This window comes from Nonomuraea roseola (assembly GCF_039535395.1).
Lineage (GTDB): Bacteria > Actinomycetota > Actinomycetes > Streptosporangiales > Streptosporangiaceae > Nonomuraea > Nonomuraea roseola.
The window spans coordinates 217,410-235,744 of sequence record NZ_BAAAXC010000005.1 but is presented as its reverse complement, the minus strand read 5'-3'; the positions used below and the strand labels follow the sequence as shown (position 1 = coordinate 235,744).

17 protein-coding genes and 1 pseudogene are annotated in these 18,335 nt (G+C 70.7%); 8 read left to right on the top strand and 10 right to left on the bottom strand.

Going from position 1 to position 18,335, the window contains the following annotated elements:
• Window positions 1–185 precede the first annotated feature (185 nt).
• Window positions 186–1,268 carry a lipocalin family protein gene (locus ABFX55_RS02940; protein WP_346117337.1) on the top strand — a complete coding sequence of 361 codons (1,083 nt, stop codon included), beginning with the start codon at window positions 186–188 and terminating at the stop codon, window positions 1,266–1,268.
• A gap of 91 nt (window positions 1,269–1,359) precedes the next feature.
• On the opposite strand, the gene ABFX55_RS02935 is transcribed toward ABFX55_RS02940, so the two are convergent.
• Window positions 1,360–1,773, bottom strand: a complete 414-nt coding sequence (locus ABFX55_RS02935; RefSeq protein ID WP_346117336.1) for a MarR family winged helix-turn-helix transcriptional regulator — start codon at window positions 1,771–1,773, stop codon at window positions 1,360–1,362.
• A gap of 9 nt (window positions 1,774–1,782) precedes the next feature.
• The gene (locus ABFX55_RS02930) at window positions 1,783–2,190 is read right to left on the bottom strand and encodes a hypothetical protein (protein WP_346117334.1); all 408 of its coding nucleotides are present in this window, start codon (window positions 2,188–2,190) and stop codon (window positions 1,783–1,785) included.
• A gap of 164 nt (window positions 2,191–2,354) precedes the next feature.
• Between ABFX55_RS02930 and ABFX55_RS02925 the strand changes: the two genes are divergently transcribed.
• On the top strand, window positions 2,355–2,702 hold the full coding sequence (locus tag ABFX55_RS02925) for a hypothetical protein (protein WP_346117332.1): 348 nt from the start codon (window positions 2,355–2,357) through the stop codon (window positions 2,700–2,702).
• 277 nt (window positions 2,703–2,979) lie between these two features.
• Here ABFX55_RS02925 and ABFX55_RS02920 read toward each other — a convergent pair whose 3' ends face one another.
• The 4 genes from ABFX55_RS02920 to ABFX55_RS02905 form a co-directional block, all read right to left on the bottom strand.
• Window positions 2,980–3,120, bottom strand: a complete 141-nt coding sequence (locus ABFX55_RS02920) for a hypothetical protein (RefSeq protein WP_346117330.1) — start codon at window positions 3,118–3,120, stop codon at window positions 2,980–2,982.
• A 545-nt stretch (window positions 3,121–3,665) separates the two neighbouring features.
• Window positions 3,666–4,025: a hypothetical protein gene (locus ABFX55_RS02915; RefSeq protein WP_346117328.1), complete on the bottom strand. Its 360-nt coding sequence runs from the start codon at window positions 4,023–4,025 to the stop codon at window positions 3,666–3,668.
• Between the two features lie 121 nt (window positions 4,026–4,146).
• Window positions 4,147–6,543 carry a PQQ-dependent sugar dehydrogenase gene (locus tag ABFX55_RS02910; protein WP_346117326.1) on the bottom strand — a complete coding sequence of 799 codons (2,397 nt, stop codon included), beginning with the start codon at window positions 6,541–6,543 and terminating at the stop codon, window positions 4,147–4,149.
• A 179-nt stretch (window positions 6,544–6,722) separates the two neighbouring features.
• On the bottom strand, window positions 6,723–7,352 hold the full coding sequence (locus ABFX55_RS02905) for an Lrp/AsnC family transcriptional regulator (RefSeq protein WP_346117324.1): 630 nt from the start codon (window positions 7,350–7,352) through the stop codon (window positions 6,723–6,725).
• Window positions 7,353–7,471: 119 nt separating this feature from the next.
• Here ABFX55_RS02905 and ABFX55_RS02900 point away from each other — a divergent pair, with 119 nt between their 5' ends.
• From ABFX55_RS02900 to ABFX55_RS02875, 6 genes are read left to right on the top strand one after another with little or no spacing between them, the layout of a single operon-like run.
• Window positions 7,472–9,049 carry an ABC transporter substrate-binding protein gene (locus ABFX55_RS02900; protein ID WP_346117322.1) on the top strand — a complete coding sequence of 526 codons (1,578 nt, stop codon included), beginning with the start codon at window positions 7,472–7,474 and terminating at the stop codon, window positions 9,047–9,049.
• Window positions 9,050–9,058: 9 nt separating this feature from the next.
• A complete protein-coding gene (locus tag ABFX55_RS02895; protein WP_346117320.1) occupies window positions 9,059–10,174 on the top strand; it encodes an ABC transporter permease in 1,116 nt (371 codons plus the stop codon).
• Window positions 10,171–11,016 (top strand): ABC transporter permease, encoded by an 846-nt coding sequence (locus ABFX55_RS02890; protein WP_183644118.1) that lies wholly within the window; start codon window positions 10,171–10,173, stop codon window positions 11,014–11,016. Before ABFX55_RS02895 ends, ABFX55_RS02890 begins: the two co-directional genes overlap by 4 nt.
• Window positions 11,016–11,831 (top strand): ABC transporter ATP-binding protein, encoded by an 816-nt coding sequence (locus tag ABFX55_RS02885; protein ID WP_183644120.1) that lies wholly within the window; start codon window positions 11,016–11,018, stop codon window positions 11,829–11,831. The genes ABFX55_RS02890 and ABFX55_RS02885 overlap by 1 nt, the downstream gene beginning before the upstream one ends.
• Window positions 11,828–12,736 (top strand): ABC transporter ATP-binding protein, encoded by a 909-nt coding sequence (locus ABFX55_RS02880; RefSeq protein WP_183644122.1) that lies wholly within the window; start codon window positions 11,828–11,830, stop codon window positions 12,734–12,736. The genes ABFX55_RS02885 and ABFX55_RS02880 overlap by 4 nt, the downstream gene beginning before the upstream one ends.
• Window positions 12,736–13,695, top strand: coding sequence for a M24 family metallopeptidase (locus tag ABFX55_RS02875; RefSeq protein ID WP_346117317.1), 960 nt, complete (start codon window positions 12,736–12,738; stop codon window positions 13,693–13,695). Before ABFX55_RS02880 ends, ABFX55_RS02875 begins: the two co-directional genes overlap by 1 nt.
• 7 nt (window positions 13,696–13,702) lie before the next feature.
• Here the strand turns inward: ABFX55_RS02875 and iolD are convergent, their stop codons facing one another.
• The 4 genes and pseudogenes from iolD to iolC all read right to left on the bottom strand — a co-directional run.
• Window positions 13,703–15,544: a 3D-(3,5/4)-trihydroxycyclohexane-1,2-dione acylhydrolase (decyclizing) gene (iolD, locus tag ABFX55_RS02870; protein ID WP_346117315.1), complete on the bottom strand. Its 1,842-nt coding sequence runs from the start codon at window positions 15,542–15,544 to the stop codon at window positions 13,703–13,705.
• Window positions 15,541–16,371 (bottom strand): 5-deoxy-glucuronate isomerase, encoded by an 831-nt coding sequence (gene iolB / locus ABFX55_RS02865; RefSeq protein ID WP_346117313.1) that lies wholly within the window; start codon window positions 16,369–16,371, stop codon window positions 15,541–15,543. The genes iolD and iolB overlap by 4 nt, the downstream gene beginning before the upstream one ends.
• On the bottom strand, window positions 16,368–17,243 hold the full coding sequence (locus ABFX55_RS02860) for a Cgl0159 family (beta/alpha)8-fold protein (protein WP_346117311.1): 876 nt from the start codon (window positions 17,241–17,243) through the stop codon (window positions 16,368–16,370). Before ABFX55_RS02860 ends, iolB begins: the two co-directional genes overlap by 4 nt.
• A gap of 182 nt (window positions 17,244–17,425) precedes the next feature.
• A pseudogene (gene iolC / locus ABFX55_RS02855) lies at window positions 17,426–18,334 on the bottom strand (5-dehydro-2-deoxygluconokinase); the annotation flags it as partial.
• Window position 18,335: the final 1 nt, after the last annotated feature.

Genomic DNA, 18,335 nt, shown 5'->3' with positions numbered 1-18,335 from the left:
GGCGTGCGGTCCTTGGAGCGCTTGACATCGTTTGCAATACCAACCAATATGAAGTTGTTGGTATTGCAAACAAATGGCCCGGCCAGGGGCGACTCCGTGGCGATGATGATCATCTGCGGCTTTGCCGGTCGGCGTCGGTGGGTGAGCGACGGTCTCGTCCACCCCTGATACAAGGAGAAATCCTCATGCCCGCAATCCGGACCAGGCGCCGAGCGGCAGCCCTGGTCACCTCGGCAGCGGTTCTGGCGTTCGGTACATTCGCCAGCTCCACGGCCCAGGCGACCGCCCCTTCCGCAACACCGACCGCCCGCTCCGCCACGTCAGGGATCCCCGCCCTGGTCGATCCCGCGGCCGACCTGGGACGGCACGCGCCCGGGCCCGAGCCGACCTGGTTCGACTCGATCTACTTCACCAGCTCAGTGAAGGCGAACGGTCAGGAGTTCGGTCTTCAGGTCCACACGCGCATCCTCCCGAGCAGGGGCGAGGCCGCGTACCGCTGGACGTTCGCGGTGATCAACAAGACCACCGGGTGGTACAAGGACTACGACGCGATGGTCGCGCCGAAGGACTATCGGTGGAGCCAGGGCATGCTCGACATCAAGGCACCAGGGCTGAGCTGGACGGGTGACCTCGTCCGCCAGTCGGTGCAGGTCGAGACGCCTTGGGGATCTCTCGATGTCCAACTGGCGCCCACCGGCCCCGCCATGAACTACGCATCGACCGGCGTTTTCACCCTGGTCGACGGCGTGCCGAACTACGAGTTCGCACTCCCGGAGATGCGGACGTCCGGAACGCTCGTCGTCGACGGCCAGAAGCACCAGATCAGGGGCACCTCCTGGCTGGACAGGCAATGGGGTGAGATGCCGACGTCGCTGACAAGGTGGACATGGATGAACCTCAGCATGCCCAATGGCGACAAGGTCGCCATCTGGGACACGATCGGCGCCGAAACCAAGCACAGCTGGGCGACCGTCCTCCATCCGGACGGCTCCTACGACGTGGTCGACGTCGAGCCGCTCGCGCAGGGCGCCTCCCAGCAGTGGACCAGTCCGGCCACCGGCCAGACGTATCCCACTCGTTGGCGCATCCGTATTCCCGCCCTGCACGCCGAGCTCGACGTGCGGGTCACCGGAAATCCGGACCAGGAGATCGAGACTCCCGACGGGAGCGGCTACCTGGAGGCCACAGCGGCTTTTACCGGTAAGTACAACGGCAAGAAGGTCCGTGGCGAGAACTACGTCGAGATGACCGGCGAGTGGAACTCCTGATCACCGGCGTAGCCATCCTCGCCTGAGGCAATCCGGCATCACCCCGGGATCGAACGCCGATCCCGGGGTGAGCCATTGGGCGGAGGCGGCCTCAGTCGGGAGAGCGCAGGACAGCGTGCAGCAGCTGGACGAGTCGGTCGCTGTCTTGCGGGTTGAGCCGGTCCGTCGCAGATGCCAGTGCGCGTCGGACCTCGCCGTACACCTGCTCCGCCAGTTCCAGGCCGGCGGGGGTGAGAAACACGTCGACGACGCGGCGGTCCTGCGGGTTTTTGCCCCTGGCCACCAGCCCTCGGCGTTCGGCACGGTCGATGAGGCCGGACAGGGTCGATTTGTCCAGGCCGAGGAACGCGGCGAGCTCGGTCATGCGTGGGCGGCGGTCGCGCAGGATGCCGAGGACCCGCAGTTGGGTGAGTGAGAGGTCGCGCTCGGCTCCGATGCGGGTGAGCACGCCCACCACCTGGAAGGTGTTGCGGACGAGGGCGTCCACGAGGGCGTCGGAAGTCATGTGCCCACGTTACTCGCCATGCTTTGTATGACAAACCAACGGATCGGGGAAGGCCAGCTCGCTCAGCGCGTCCCGCACGCGGACCGCGCCTTGCAGGAGCCGCTTCTGGCGGCCGCCTGCGTCCACGAGCACCAGATCGTAGACGGCCTGCCGCCACTCCCACCCCGCCGACTCCTGACCGGGAATGCGGAGGGTGGCCTGGCCCGCGGCCGCGTCGGTGATGACGATCCGGCCGTTGCCGGTGGAGACGTCGTACAGCAGGGGGGCGTCATCGCCATGGTGCGGCCGCACATGGGCGCGCAGCTGGCAGCCTGCCAGGTCCAACGGGCCCGGGTCGGGCGGCTTGCTGGTGAGAGTCAGCGCCAGCTCGTAGTCAGTGCCCTGCTCGATGAGCAGGTCCAGGGTCGCAGCGGCCATGCGCGCGAGGGCGACAGGCGGAAGCGGCTACCGTCCGTGCCCGCGCCGAAGGAAGATCGCCGCCGGTTCCACCGTTTAACTACTCTCAGTGACGGAAATACAGCATTGGGTAACAGCGGGGATGGCGCTCCGCGCACATCCCCCAAGTGAGAGGTGGAGCAGCGATGACCGAACAGCTGGTACAGATTCCCATTTCCCTCGCCGACGCTGAGGACGAGGCGACCGCCCAGGGCACCTACCGCCTGTACTGGTACGGGAAGGGCCACAAGAAGACGCGCAACGATGCCTATGCCTTCGCCGCCTCCCGGGGAGAGGGGCACCAACTGGCCGACATCCCCTCCGACTCATGGCGCACCAGTGCTGCCACATACCTCGACGGTCCGGCGTGGATCTTCTCCTGGAGGGGTGACAGCTATGGCGAGGGCAACGTCGTGCTCCACCCCAACGGGACGATTGGCACCGTGGAGGACGGAAACCAGCAGCTTCCCTTCCTCATCAGCTACATCGCATAACTGCCGTCGTCGGCTCGGTTGAAGGTTTGGCCCTACCGCTGAGGCGGTGCGGCCAAACCTCTTTCGTCTCCGGGCAAGCTCGCTTTGCCGCCTCAAGTCCGGCGATCCCCGCCACACCGTGGATGTGACGCACAGTAGGTGCTTGGCCCGGGGATTTTCTCACCCGCGCTACGGTGGGTGACCTAGCAGGCGTCAGCTGACACTGGTCGCTCACTCCGGACACACGAAAGGCCGCCCCGCGCCGCGCCGGCGCCGGTGCGGGCAGAAAACGCGACACTCAGTGGTGGTGACGCCGCGAGCGGACCTTATCCAAGAAGTGGTGAGCCTTCTGCTTGGCGTGCGGATCCCCGGCCACCCGCTTGACCTTCTCGACGTCCCGCTTGCGCGGACGGCACAGGTACGCGCGCACCTTGTCCATGAGCGAAATCATGCGCACCCCCTACCCAGAAAGCGCCCCGCCACCGCCCTGACCTGCACGAGGGACGGGGTCCACCCGCATCGCATCGGCGGCGAGCCGCTCCCGCCGGCGGAGGAGGTGAGGCGCGCGGGTAGCAGGTCAGGCATCGAGTGTCCTCGCCGGTATCGGGTGTGGTCAGGCTTGCCAGGACAGCGGCCTGGGGCATGAGCGTGAGGGAGACGCGCAGCGCAGGTACAGGGTCGAAGATGCGCTCCAGTTCTAGGGGTTCGACGAATGTCCAATCGAGCGCGGCCACCGCGACGGCCGCCCGATCGGCAGCCTCAAACGCGCCACTCCCTGGCTCTCTCGCGTACCCGACCATGTGGATCCGCTCGAACAGGTCTCCCTGCCAGGACAGCGCGGCGAACAGCTCCGCCGCGTGCGCGGGTAGCTGGTCGGGGTGGGCGTTCACTCCGATACCTCCCCTTCGGTAGAGGCGGCCGGGGTGGGAAGCGCGGCGTGCGCTTCCCACCCCGGCCGCCATGCTTCGGCGTACAGCCGGTCGATCAGCTCGATCGGCTCGACCGGGTTGCCGTCCGGTTTGCCGTCCGGTTTGCCGAAGCCAAGTACCTCCTACGCCCACCCATCGGCGGCTCCGGCGGCTCCCCTTCGTCGAGGGCAGGCCCCACACGCAGGCCCCGCTCCCCAAGGCGGTCCGCGAAGTCCGGCGAGCTGATGGCCGCGTACAACTGGTCGGAGAGAGCGTGGAACAGCGAATCAGCGACCAGGTCGTACGGAGACGCCTCGTCGTCGTTGACCCTGCGCAGCGAGGTGACGGTGATCGGACCGGTGCCCGTGCCGGGCATCTTGGTCTGCATGATGTGGGTGAAGGAGGTCGTGGCCTTCAGCGAGGAGGGGATGTACATCGACCACATCAGCTTCCAGGCCGGCGCGGCCACGGCCGGGCGGCCCGGCAGCTGCGGGCCAGGACCGCCGCTCCGACGAGCGCGCCGAGCTGGCGTCGCGACAGACGCATGGCGGTCCTTCCTACTGGATCGTCGAGCGCCTGATCACGTCGGCGCTCCCGTTGCCGTTGTTGTCGGAGTTGCTCGAGCCGAACCAGATGGCGCCGGCGTTGGGCACCTTCTCCACCAGGCGGAGCCTGCCGTACGTGCTGGTGAAGTAGGAGTTGACGGAGGAGACGTTCTCGCCGTTGAGCACGACGCGCCACAGCCGCTGGCCGCGCAGGGTCGCCACGAAGACGGTGTTGTTGACGATCGCGATGCCGCTGGGCGAGGCCTCGGAGACCGTCCAGGTGTGCTTGGGGTTGGTCATGCCGGAGACGTTGCAGGTGCCCTCGCAGGTGGGCCAGCCGTAGTTCTTGCCCGACTGGATCAGGTTGAGCTCGTCACGGGTGGCGTTGCCGAACTCCGAGGACCACAGCCGTCCCGCGGAGTCCCACGCCAGGCCCTGCGGGTTGCGGTGGCCGTAGCTGTAGACGCGGGTGCCGAACGGGTTGCCGGGGGCGGCGGCGCCGGTCTTGGTGATGCGCAGGATCTTGCCGTTGAGTGAGGAGAGGTTCTGGGCGGTGCTGGTCTGCTGGGCGTCGCCGGTGGTGACGTACAGGTGGCCGTCGGGGCCGAACCTGAGGCGGCCGCCGTTGTGGTAGCGGTTCTTGGCGATGCCCTGCAGGACGGAGGCGTAGCCGCTGAGGGAGGTGCCGTTGAAGTTCATCTTCGCGACCCTGTTGCCCTCCGAGGCGGTGTGCATGAAGAACACCTCCTGGTCGGTGGTGCCGTTCCAGCCCGGCGAGAAGTCGATGCCCATCAGGCCGCCCTCGCCGTCGGTGGTCACGACGTTGGGCACGGTGCCGACCTGGGTCTTGGCGCCCGAAGGCGTCACCTTGAAGACCCTGAACGTGTCGCGCTCGGTCACCAGCGCGTAGCTGCCGTCGGGGGCCCACGACAGGTCCCACGGCACGTCCCAGCCGCCGGCGATCGTCGTCGGGGTCTGCGGCACGGTCCCGCACGAGCCCGTCGTGAAGGCGGCCGAAGGCGCGCTCGGCGTGGAGAGCTGGTTGGCGGTGTCACGGGCGACGACGCGCAGCTGGTAGGTCCTGCCGCACTCGAGAGGGACCGTGGCTGTGGTCGCGGGCGGGCTGCCCGTGACGGTCTGCAGCACGGTGTCGGCGGCGTCGCGGATCAGGTAGGCGCGCACGCCGGCGTCGTCGGTCGAGGCGCCCCACGTGAGCGTGGCCTGGGTGGGCTGCACACCTGAGACGGTCGGCTGGCCGGGCTGGGTGGGCGGGTCGTCCGCCGGCGCGGGCAGGGTGCGGCAGGCGGCCTCGGGGCTGCTGAGCGAGACGTTGCCCGAGGCGTCGCGGGCGAAGACCGACAGCTGGTAGCCGAAGTCGGGGTTCAGCCCCGTCAGCGTGTACGGCGAGGCGGGCGCCGTCGCGATCTGGGTGCCCTGGTGGAAGATGTCGTAGGCCACGACGCCGAGGTTGTCGGTGGAGGCGCCCCAGGTCAGCTTGAGGCTGTTGTGCGTGATCTCGCTGCACGACGGCTGTCCTGGCGGGGTGGGCTTCTCGGTGTCGCCGGGGCCGCTGACGCGCAGCCTGTCGAGGTTGGGCCCGCCGTTCGCGGTGGCGGCGGTGGCCCTGACGACGTTCGCGCCCGCGTTCAGCGCCGCGTTGAAGGTGACCTCCTGCCAGGTGGTCCACGCGCCGGTGCCGGGGAAGTCCCTGGCGACGACGGTCCCGTTGACCGAGATGTCCAGCGGCCTGTTGGTCGTGGTGCCGTTGGCGTAGCGGAAGGCCAGCGCCTGCTGTCCTGCGGCGGCCGCGCTGACGGTGAACTCCACGTAGGAGCCCGCGACGTTGGCGTAGTCGACGAATCCCGAGCCCGTGTAGCCGGCGTGCTTGGTGTCGACGACGCCCTGGGAGATCGTCGCGCTCTCGGCCTGGTAGTCGGTGAAGTCGCTGGGCGCCTGCACCTCGAAGTCGAGGAAGTCCCAGTTGGGGTTGCCGCCGACGGCCGAGGCGGTCGCCCTGATCGTGTTCTGGCCGGCGACCACGGGGGCGGTCAGCGTGCTGGTGGCCCAGGTGGACCAGGCGCCCGTGGGGTCGAAGGCCCGGTCGTCGGCGACGAGCGTGCCGTTGACGGAGATGTCGCTCGGCCGGTTGGCGGTGGCGCCGTTGGCGTAGCGCAGGGCGATGGTGGCGGTGCCCGCGTGCGGCGCGGTGACCGTCCACTGGGTGTAGGCGCCGGCCACGTTGTCGGCGTTGACGAAGCCGGTGCCGGAGTATCCGGCGTGGTTGGACTCGACCACGCCCTGGGAGACGGTGGCGTTCTCGGCCTCGTAGCGGGTGGGCGCGGCGGAGGCGAGCGAAGGGGCGGACACGACGAGTAATCCGGTAAGGGCGAGAAGGGTGCGTAACTTCATCTGGGTCTCCGTGAAGAGATAGGAGCTTTGCACCGTGATCCCACAGAAAGTCACGGGGGTCAACGGAATTTAGGAAACTTTCCTAACTCTCATTTCCGGGCCGCCCGTCAGAAGATCCAGCCGAGGAGGACTGGTCCGGCCCGCCCTCCTCGGCCGCGCGGCGAAAGACATGGGAGGTCTCAGCCTCCCTCCTTCCTGAGCGCCGCCCTGCCCTCGGCCGCGCCGACGAAGCGCATCTTCCCCAGCGGCACCTCCGCGGGCTCGGGCGCGGCGGGCCGCCTGGCCGTACGCCCGGCGTCCCTGTCGGTGGGCAGCACGTACGGCCGCCTGAGCACCTCGTCGAGGATGAAGACCGTCTCGGTCGCCTTCACCGCGGGGATGTTGGCCATGCGCTCGGTCACCAGCCTGTGCACCGCCGCCACGTCGGCCATCCGCACCTGGATCATGGCGTCGTGCTGGCCGGTGGTGATCGCGCAGTACTCCACCTCGGGCATCCTGGCCAGCTCGGCCCTGAACTGCTTCCACATCTGCTGCCGCACGGTCACGAAGACCAGCGCGGTGATGCCGAGCCCGGCCCTGACATGGTCGATCTCCGCGGTGAACCGCTTGATCGCCCCGTCGGCCCTCAGCGCCTCGAACCTGGTGTAGGCGTTCGCCCGCGAGATCCCCACCCGCTCGGCCAGCGCCGCGACGGAGATCCTGCCGTTCTCGCGCAGGACCTCGAGGATCTTCATATGGATGCTGTCCAGTTCGAGCCCGATGCCGATCCGTCCAGAAGGATCAGCTGGGCGTCCGCTATTTGAAGACATTTCCGTCATTAGGTGATCAATCCCTTCACGTACGTCTCAGTCTTGTGACATGAGCTGGACATTCTGCCGGACAATCCAGCACCAATCGCAACCAACCGTCCAGCTTCGGAGGACACCCCATGGCGACCCGCTCTCAGACGGCAGCTCTGCTGGTCGTCGGTGCTCTCGCGCTCGCCGCCTGCTCCGCCGGCGGCGTCAAGCCGTCGTCCGCACCGCAGTCCGGCGCCAAGACCCTCGTCATCGACACGTCCTTCGACCTGAAGACCGCCGATCCAGGCCGCACCTACGAGCCGACGGGCCTGTTCGTCGGCAAGGCCGTCTACGAGACGCTGCTGACCTTCGACGGCGCGGACGTGACCAAGCCGGTCCCCGCGCTGGCGGAGTCGTACGAGCTGTCCGAGGACGGCAAGGTGCTGACGCTCAAGCTGAAGAAGGGCGCCACCTTCGCCGACGGCTCGCCGCTGACGGCCGACGACGTGGTCTTCTCGCTGACGCGGGTGCGCGACATGAAGGGCACGCCCTCGTTCCTGCTCGACGGGGTCGAGGTGGCCAAGACCGATGACACGACGATCACGCTGACGTCGAAGGCGCCCAACCCCGCGCTGCCCTACATCCTGCCCAACCCCGCGCTCGGCGTGATCAACAGCAAGGTCGCCAAGGAGCACGGGGCGACCACCGACGCCGGCGACAAGGCCGAGCAGTACCTGAACACCTCCTCCGCGGGCTCGGGGCCCTACACGATCGAGTCGTTCAACCTGTCGAGCCAGGTCGTGCTCAAGGCCAACCCCAAGTACTACGGCGCCAAGCCCGCCTACGACAGGGTCGTCATCCGCAACGTCGAGGCCGCCACGCAGAAGCTGAACGTGCAGCGCGGCGACAGCCAGGTGGCGCTCAACCTCTCCGGCGATCAGGTGACCGGCATGCCGGCGAACCTGCAGGTGAAGAAGACCGCCTCGGCCAACGTCATCTTCCTCCTCGCCAACCAGGACTCCTCGGTCAGCAAGACCACGCCCAACGCCAAGTTCGTCGAGGCCCTGCGCAAGGGCGTCGACTACGCGGGGCTGCTGGAGCTGGCCGGTGAGGGCTCGACGCAGGCGCCGGGGATCATCCCCTCGCAGCTGCTGGGCGCGCTGCCGCAGGACCAGGCGGCCAAGCGCGACGTCGAGGGCGCCAAGGCGGCGCTGGCGGCCAGCGGGCTGTCCAACCCGACCGTGAAGCTGGAGTTCCCGAGCGAGCTCACCGTCAACGGGCTGTCCTTCCAGCCGCTGGCCGAGCGGATCCAGGCCAACCTGAAGGAGGTCGGCATCACCGTCGACCTCGCGCCCGCGCCGGTCACCACCGCGCTCGACAACTACCGCAACGGCAAGGAGGAGCTCGGCCTGTGGTACTGGGGCCCTGACTACCCGGACCCGAGCGACTACCTGGCCTTCCTGCCCGGCAAGCTCGTGGGTCTGCGGGCCGGATGGAAGGACGGCGCCGACAAGGCGGTCTCGGCCGCGGGCGACAAGGCGGCCACGACCATCGGCGACGAGGCCCGCAAGGCCGCCTACGCCGACGTGCAGACCAAGCTCAACGCCTCCGGACCGTTCATCCCGCTCATCCAGCCGAGCCAGAACATCGTCACCGCCGCGTCGGTGACCGGACTGGAGTACCACCCGGTCTGGACGGTCGACCTCGCCGACCTCGGCGCCAAGTAGGCCGTCTTGATGACCGACCCCGACGGCTCCTCCGGTACGGCCACGGCCGTACCGGAGCCCCCAGAGAAAGCCGCAGGGACACGGGGGCGGCGGCGCGCCCTGCGGCATCCCCTCGCCAGGTTCCTCCTGCGCAGGGTCCTCATCGCGGTCCTGCTGGCCTGGGGCATCACGGTGGTGACCTTCGTCCTGACCAACCTCGTCCCTGGCGACCCCGCGACCGCCAACCTGGGCCAGCGCGCCCTCGGCGACCCCGCGATCGTCGCCCAGTGGCGGCAGGACCACGGCCTGGACAAGCCGCTCCCCCAGCAGTACCTGATCCACCTGGGCGGCATGCTGCAGGGTGACCTCGGTGTCAGCCAGCAGAGCCACCGCCCTGTCAGCCAGGACCTCGCGGAGACCGTCCCTGCCACGCTGGAGCTGGCGGGAGCGGCCATCGTGGTCTCCCTGATCCTCGGCGTCGCGTTCGGCGTGGTGGCGGCGCTGCGCAGGGACCGCCTGTCCGACCACGTGCTGCGGGTGCTCAGCCTGATCGGCATCTCGGTGCCGACGTTCTGGCTGGCCCTGGTGGCCTTCTACGTCTTCTTCTACCGGCTCCAGATCACCCCGGGCAGCGGTCGCATCGACCCCGGCCTGCAGGCCCCGCCGCCCGTCACCGGCCTCGCCACGGTCGACTCGGCGCTGGCGGGCCAGTGGGACGTCTTCGCCAGCGCGGTCGGCCATCTGCTGACCCCCGCGCTGGTGCTCGCCCTCTACACCATCGGCCTGCTCACCCGCTTCACCAGGAGCGCGGTGCTCGAGGTGCTCGGCCAGGACTACGTCCGCGCCGCCCGCGCCAAGGGCCTGCCCGGCAGGGTGATCCTGTTCAGGTACGTGCTCCGCTCGGCGCTGGTGCCCATCATCACGGTGGCGGGCCTCGCCTTCGGCAGCCTGCTGTCGGGCACCGTCCTGGTCGAGGCGATCTTCGCCTGGCCCGGTGTCGGGCAGTACGCCTACAAGAGCGCCACCACCCTCGACCTGCCCGCCGTCATGGGCGTGGGCCTGGTGGTCGGCGGGGTCTACCTGGTCATCAACCTGATCGTGGACGTGCTGTACGGCGTCATCGACCCCCGAGTGAGACTGCAGTGAGACGACGACTGCCCGAAGCATGGCGGCAACCCCTGGCCATCGTCGGCGGGGTGATCGCGCTCGCCTGGCTGGTGATCGCGCTGGCCGCCCCGCTGCTGGCCCCGCACGACCCGCTCGCCCAGGACCTGCCGAGGCTCGCCCCGCCGGGCGCCGACCACTGGTTCGGGACCGACCAGCTCGGCCGCGACATCCTCAGCAGGGTCATGTACGGCGCGCGCGTCTCCATCCCGCTGACGCTCCTTCTGGTCGTGCTGAGCCTGCTGATCGGCGGCCTGCTCGGCGCCTGCGCCGGCTACTTCGGCAGGTGGGTGGACGAGACGATCATGCGGGTCGCCGACCTCGTCTTCGCCTTCCCCACGGTCATCCTGGCTATGGTGGTCGCGGCGGCGCTGGGCGCGAGCCTGGTCAACGCGGTGCTCGCCGTCCTGGTGGTGGCCTGGCCCGCCTACGCCCGCGTCACGCGCGGGCTCGTGCTCGGCGTGCGGGAGCGGGAGTTCGTGCTGAGCGGCAGGCTGCTGGGCTTCTCGGTGTGGCGCTCGCTGCGCGTGGACGTGCTGCCGAACGTCACGGGCCCCGTGCTCGTGCTGGCCACGCTCGACATCGGTACCGCGCTGCTGCTGCTGTCGGGCCTGTCGTTCCTGGGCCTGGGTGCCAAGCCGCCCTCTCCCGAGTGGGGCGCGATGGTCGCGGGCGGCGTGGAGGTCTTCGACAGCTGGTGGGTGGCCACCTTCCCCGGTCTGGCGATCCTGACCGTGGTGCTGGCCTTCAACTTCCTCGGCGACACGCTGCGCGACGCCCTCGACCCCCGTACGGCCCGCGCCATCAAGGAGCGTGCGCTCTGATGCTCGACATCACCGATCTCAGGGTCACCATCGGCGGCAGGGACATCCTCGGCGGCGTCGACCTGTCGCTGCGGCAGGGCCAGGTCCACGGCCTGGCGGGAGAGAGCGGGTCGGGCAAGACCATGACCGGCCTCGCCGTCCTCGGCCTGCTCCCGCACGGCGCGAGGGCCACGGGTTCGATCGCGCTGGAGGGCAGGGACCTGCTCGGCCTGCGGCCCAAGGAGCTCAACAGGGTGCGCGGCGGCGAGATCGCCATGGTCTTCCAGGACCCCGCCACCAGCCTGCACCCCATGCTGACCATCGGCAGGCAGCTCACCGAGCACATGCGCCACCACCTCGGGCTCGGCCGCTCGGAGGCCAGGTCGAGGGCGGTGGAGCTGCTGGCGAAGGTCCGCATCCCCGGGCCTGAGGAGGCCTTCGGCCGCTACCCGCACCAGTTCTCCGGCGGGATGCGCCAGCGCATTGCCATCGCCATCGCGCTGGCCTGCTCGCCGAAGGTGCTGATCGCCGACGAGCCGACGACCGCGCTCGACGTCACCGTCCAGGCGGGCGTCCTGCGGCTGCTGCGCGGCCTGTGCGACGACCTCGGGCTGGCGGTGTTGCTGGTCACGCACGACCTCGGGGTGATGTCGGCGGTGGCCGACGAGGTGAGCGTGATGAAGGACGGCCTGGTGGTCGAGTCGGGCCCGCGCGGGCAGGTCCTGCGCACGCCCTCCCACCCCTACACCCGCTCCCTCCTGGACTCCCTGCCCGAGGCGCACGCCGTCCCGGGTGAGTCGGGGCAGCAGAGCGCAGGAGACGGAGAGACGGCATGACGACGCTGACGATCAGCGACCTGGTCGTGGAGCACCGCTCTCCAGGGCGGCCCGTGGTACGGGCGGTGGCGGGGGCGAGCCTGACCGTCTCCCCCGGCGAGGTGGTCGGGCTGGTGGGCGAGTCGGGCTGCGGCAAGTCCACGCTGGCCAGGGCCGTGTGCGGCCTGCACCCCGCCGCCGAGGGCGAGATCACCTTCGGCGGCCGCCCCGTCAGCCCGCTGGGCCTGCGCAGGCGCGAGCTGACCGCGATCCAGATGGTCTTCCAGGACCCCTACGCCTCGCTGAACCCGCGCCGCCGCGTCGGCGACCAGATCGCCGACGGCCTGCGCACCGCGGGAGACACCACCACCGCCCCCGCCGACCTGCTGGAGCGCGTCGGTCTGCCCCGCGAGTTCGCCGGGCGGCACCCGCACGAGTTCTCCGGCGGCCAGCGCCAGCGCATCGCGATCGCCAGAGCCCTGGCGGCCAGGCCCTCGCTGCTCATCGGTGACGAGCCGATCTCCGCACTCGACGCCTCGGCGCAGTCGCAGGTCGCCAGGTTGATGCGCGACCTGGCGGTGGACTCGGGCGCGGGGCTGCTGTTCATCAGCCACGACCTCTCGGTGGTGCGGCTGATCGCCGACAGGATCGCGGTGATGTACCTCGGGAAGATCGTCGAGGTGGGCCGGACGGAGGAGGTGTGGGCCGACCCGAAGCATCCCTACACCAGGGCGCTGCTGGGCGCGATCCCGCAGCCCGACGGCCTTGGCGTGCTGCCCGCCGAGCTGCCGGGCGACGTCCCCGATCCCGCCGACCCGCCCCACGGGTGCAGGTTCCACCCGCGCTGTCCGCTGGTCATGGACGTGTGCAGGGTGAAGGAACCCGACTTCGGCCCCGTCGCCTGCTGGCTGCACGCCCCCGAGTGATGAGGGAGCAGCTGGTGCGCCAGGCCATGGCGGCGGCGGGCGTGGACGCGCTGGTGCTGCGCCCCTCCCCCGACCACCGCTTCCTCGGCGGCACGGGCGAGTCCTTCCTCGTCGTGGTCCAGGGCCGCCCGCCGGTCGAGACGAGCGATCCCGCCTCCCTCGTGCCCAGGGGGGCGCGCAGGGTCGGCGTGGACGACGAGATGCGCGTCGCCGAGCTGTTCGCGATGCGGATCGACGCCGAGCTGATCCCCGCCTCTGCGGTGCTGCGGCCGCTGCGGCTCAGGAAGTCGCGCGAGGAGGTCGAGGCGGTGGCGCGGGCGGCGCGGGCGGCCGACGCCGTCCTGACGGCCGCCCGTGAGCTGGCCTGGTTCGGCGCGACCGAGAGGGAGATGGCCGCCAGGCTGCGGACGCTCATGGTCCAGGGCGGCTGCGAGGAGGTCCTGTCGGTGCGGGTCGCCGCGGGCGAGCACACCGCCTCACGCGCCCAGCCGCCCACGGCGCGGGTCATCAATCCGGGCGACGCGCTGCAGGTGTCCGTCTGCGGCAGGTGGGACGGCTTCTGCGCCGAGGTGGCCAGGGTGTTCGCGGTGGCCGAACCTCCCGAGGACTTCGAGGCGATGTACTCGGTGGTGCTGGCCGCCAGGGCGGCGGCGCTGGACGCCGTACGGCCGGGCGCCGCCGCCCTGCAGGTCGCGGGCCGCGCACGCCAGGTCATCGAGGACAGCGGCTACGGCGACTTCGGCCAGGTGGGCGGCAGAGGAGTGGGCTGGGGCCACGACGAGGGGCCCAGGCTGGACGAGCCCGAGCCCCTGGCCGACGGCATGACCCTGTGCCTGGAGCCCGCCATCCACCTGAGCGGGCTGTTCGGCGCGCGGGTGGCCGACACGGTCGCGTGCGGGCGGGACGGCGCGCTGCTGCTCACTCCCAGCTCCCCCGCCCTCCACGTGCTCGACCGCTGAGCCGTCCCTACAGCAGCGGCCGCTGGGCGCGCCTGCCCTTCTCGTAGGCGACCCGCGCCCGCCTGGTGCTCTCCAGCTCCGAGACCTGCGCGACGGGCACGTCCCACCACGACTCCGAGTCGGGCGCGGGCACCGAAGGGTCGGTCTCGACGTGCACGACCGTGGTCACCTCGGCCGCCCTTGCCTGCGCCAGCGCCTTCCTGAACTCCTCCACCGTGCTCGCCCTCAGCACCTGGGCGCCCAGGCTGGCCGCGTTGGCCGCCAGGTCGACGGGCAGCAGCGCGTCGGCGCCCCTGTAGCGGTAGCGGGTGCCGAACCGCTGCGAGCCGAGCGACTCCGACAGCGCGCCGATCGACTGGAAGCCGTGGTTCTGCACGAGCACGATGGTGAGCTTCACCCCCTCCTGCACGGCGGTGGCGATCTCCTGGGCCATCATCAGGTACGACCCGTCGCCCACCATGACCGTCACCTCGCGCGAGGGGTCGGCCATCTTCACGCCGAGCCCTCCGGCGATCTCGTAGCCCATGCAGGAGTAGCCGTACTCGACGTGGTAGCCCTTCGGGTCGCGGGTGCGCCAGAGCTTGTGCAGGTCGCCCGGCATGCTGCCGGCCGCGCACACCACCACGTCGGCGGGCTCGCTCAGCTCCTGCACGACGCCGATGATCTCCGACTGGGCGGGCAGGGGGCCGTGGCCGAGGGTGTGGGCGCGGGTGACCGTCCGCTCCCACTGCTGCGCCAGCCGTACGGCCAGCGAGGCGTAGTCGCCCTCCACCGACCAGCCGCGCAGCCCGTCGGCCAGCGCGAGCAGTCCCGCGCGCGCGTCGGCGACCAGCGGCACGCCCGCGTGCTTGTAGGCGTCGACGGGCGCGACGTTGAGGTTGACGAAGCGCACGCCGGGGTGCTGGAAGGCAGTGCGGGAGGCGGTGGTGAAGTCGCTCCACCTGGTGCCCACGCCGATCACCACGTCCGCCTCGCGGGCCAGCGCGTTGGCGGCGGTGCTGCCCGTCGCGCCGATCGCGCCCACGGCGGAGGGGTGGTCGTAGGGCAGCGAGCCCTTGCCCGCCTGCGTCTCGGCGACCGGGATGCCCGTCGCCTCGGCCAGCGCCCGCAGCGCGTCCGTCGCCTCGCTGTAGATGGTGCCGCCGCCGCTGACGAGGAGCGGCCTGCGCGCGGTCCTGATCAGCTCGACGGCCTCGGCGAGGTCCTCGGCGGCGGGGGCGGGACGGCGGACCTTCCACACCCGCTCGGCGAACAGCTCCTCGGGGAAGTCGTGGGCCTCGGCCTGCACGTCCTGCGGCATCGCGAGCGTCACCGCGCCAGTGGCGGCGGGGTCGGTGAGCACCCTCGTCGCCGCCAGGAGGGAGGAGGCCAGCTGCTCGGGCCTGCTGATCCTGTCGAAGAAGACCGACACGGGCCTGAAGCAGTCGTTGACGCTGACGTCGAGGGAGCCTGGCAGCTCCAGCTCCTGCAACACCGGCGAGGCCACGCGCGTGGCGAAGGTGTCGGCGGGCAGCAGCAGGACGGGCACCCTGTTGATCGTGGCCAGCGCCGCGCCGGTGACCATGTTGGTCGCGCCTGGCCCGATCGAGGTGGTGCAGGCGAAGGTCGACAGCCTGTTCCTCATCCGCGCGTAGCCGACGGCGGTGTGCACCATCGCCTGCTCGTTCCTCGGCAGGTGGTAGGGCAGCGCGTCGCCCGCCTCCAGCAGCGCCTGGCCGAGGCCCGCGACGTTGCCGTGCCCGAAGATGCCGAAGCACCCCGCGAACAGCCGTTGCCGCACGCCGTCGCGCTCGGTCCACTGGTTGGCGAGGAACCTGACGGTCGCCTGCGCGACGGTCAGCACGGTCATGACGTCCTCCCGAAGGGCAGCCTGGGGTCGGCGGGCAGTCCCGCCCAGGTGTCGCGGATCCAGGCGTGCGCGGGGTCGTCGCACGACAGCCAGACCCGCTCGCCGGGACCCGCCATGACGTTGAGGTAGTAGAGGTCGTAGCCGGGAGGCGCCATCGAGGGGCCGTGGTAGCCGTGCGGGATGAGCACCACGTCGCCGGCGCCCACCTCGGCGAAGACGTCGATCTCGCGCCCCGGCCCCGAGGAGTAGACGCGCTGGTAGCCGCTGCCCTCGAAGTAGTAGATCTCCTCCAGGCGCGACTCGCCCTCCCGCTCCTCGTCGTGCTTGTGCGGCGGGTAGGACGACCAGTTGCCGCCGGGGGTGAGAACCTCGACGGCGATGAGCCTGTCGGCCTCGAACACGTCGGCGGCGGCGAAGTTGTTGACCTGGCGGCTGGCCGTGCCCGCTCCCCTGATCTCCACGGGGACGGCGTCGGCTGGACAGTGCCTGGCCGGCAGGCTCCTGGTGGCGCGGGCCGACGGCAGCGCGAACCTGCCGCCGCCCTCGATCTCCACGCGGGCGCCGATGGGGGCGTAGACGAAGTCGGAGGGGCCGTCGAAGACGCTCCTCCTGCCGGTCAGCTCGAAGCGCGTGCCGTCCACGGTGACCGTGCCCGCGCCGCTGAGCGGCAGCACGATCAGCTCCTCCCCGCCGGTGTGGAAGGCGTGACGGCCGCCCTGCGCCAGCTCCAGGACGCGCAGCCCCGAGTGGCCCCAGCCCGCGAGCTCGGGCGTGACCTCCAGCTCGTACGGCCCAGCCGCCAGCGAGCCCCTGCGGTGGTGGCTCACAGCAGCCCCACCGCCGCGTCGACGGCGGAGACGACGTCGTCGTCGGGCGGGTAGAGCAGCGACCTGCCGACGGCGAGGCCGCGCGCGGTCGGGCAGGCCAGCGCCTTGCGCCATCGGGCGAACACCGCCTCCTGGTCGGAGTCCACCTCCCCACCGAGGATGACGACGGGCAGCGTGGTGGCGGCCATCACGCGCTCCATGTCGTCCACCACGGGCAGCTTGAGCCAGGTGTAGGCGGAGGTGCTGCCGAGCGCCGCGGCGATCGCGGCCGCCTTCACCGTGGCGTCGGCGGTCAGGACGTTGCGCACCAGGCCGTCCACCCTGTGCGAGATGAACGGCTCGACCATCGCCAGCAGGTCGCGCTGGGCCAGGTCGCTGACGGCCCTGGCGGTCGCCTCGAGGGTGTCGACGCTGGCGGGGTCGGCGTAGTCGATCCTGGTCAGCGTCTTGCCGCCCTCGAACCGCATCGCCTGGATCCTGGCGGCGTCGTAGCCGGTGAACCTGTCGTCCATCTCGAAGGCCGAGCCCGCGAGGCCGCCGCGGTTCATCGAGCCGATGACGACCTTGCCGTCGAGCGCGCCGAGCAGCAGGAGGTCCTCGAGGATGTCGGGGGTGCCGAGGACGCCGTTGACGCCCGGCCTGGCCAGGGCGGTGCAGAGCCGGTCGAGCAGGTCGAGCCTGTCGGCCATGGCCATGGGGCGGTTGCCCGCGCTGAGCGCGCCTCTCGCGGGGTGGTCGGCGGCGATCACCATGAGTTTGCCGTGCTCGCCGAGCAGGCTGTCGGGGCGCAGCCGCAGGGCGGCGGCCTCGGCGATGGCGGCGGGCCTGTTGGCTCTGGTCTCGACGAGCGTCGCGAGCCTGTCCTGGATCATGAGCGCTCTCCTGTGAGGTTCTTCGGCGGATCGAAGGCGGGCACGGGGCCAGGGTCTTGCTGCGGCCCGGCCCCCGGCACGGGGCGGGGGGTCTCCGGGGAGTTCGACGAGGGTACGGGCGAGAGGCCGGACGCCGGGGCGAGGGAGGCGGAGTGGGCGGCGGTCAGGGTGGTTCCCGACGCGGCCAGCTCCAGCACCGCCTCCACCTCGGCGGAGGTCGGCATGGCGTCGGCGCACGACAGGCGTGAGGCGACGATCGCGCCTGCCGCGTTGGCGAAGCGGACGGTCCGCTCCAGGTCCCAGCCGGACAGCAACCCGTGGCACAGGGCGCCGCCGAAGGCGTCCCCCGCGCCGAGCCCGTTGACGACTTCCACGGGGACGGGCGGCGCGACGACGGTGGTGACGCCGTCGGTGGCGAGCACCCCGTGCGGTCCCTGCTTGACGATCGCGATCTTCACCCCGGCCGCGAGCAGCAGGGCGGCGGCCGACTCGGCGTCGTGCGAGCCGACGGCGACCGCGCACTCCTCCAGGTTGCCGACCGCGACCGTGGCGTGCGCCAGAGCCTGCCGGACGAAGCGGGCCGCCTCCTCGCGCGAGGACCAGAACATCGGCCGGTAGTCCAGGTCGAGCACCACCGTCCCCGTGGCGGCGCCCAGCGCGGCCAGCGTGGCCGACCTGCTGGGCTCCTGGCACAGGCCCGTCACCGTCGCCCAGAAGATCTCCGCCCGCGCGATGGCCGACAGGTCCAGCTCCTCCGAGTGGATCTGCAGGTCCGGCGCCGTCGGGAAGCGGTAGAAGTACAGCGGGAAGTCGTCGGGGGGAAACAGCTCGCAGAACGTCACGGGCGTCGGCATCCCCGCGACGGGTGTCACGTACCTGTCGTCGACGCCGAAGCCCCTGAGCGCGTCGTGCAGGAACTCCCCGAACGGGTCGGCGCCGGTCCTGGTGATGACCGCCGAGGAGCGCCCGTGCCTGGCCGCGGCCACGGCGACGTTGGACGGCGAGCCGCCGAGGTACTTGCCGAAGGTCTCGACGTGCCGGAGCGAGAGGCCGCTCTGCAGCGGGTAGACGTCCACCCCGATCCGGCCCATC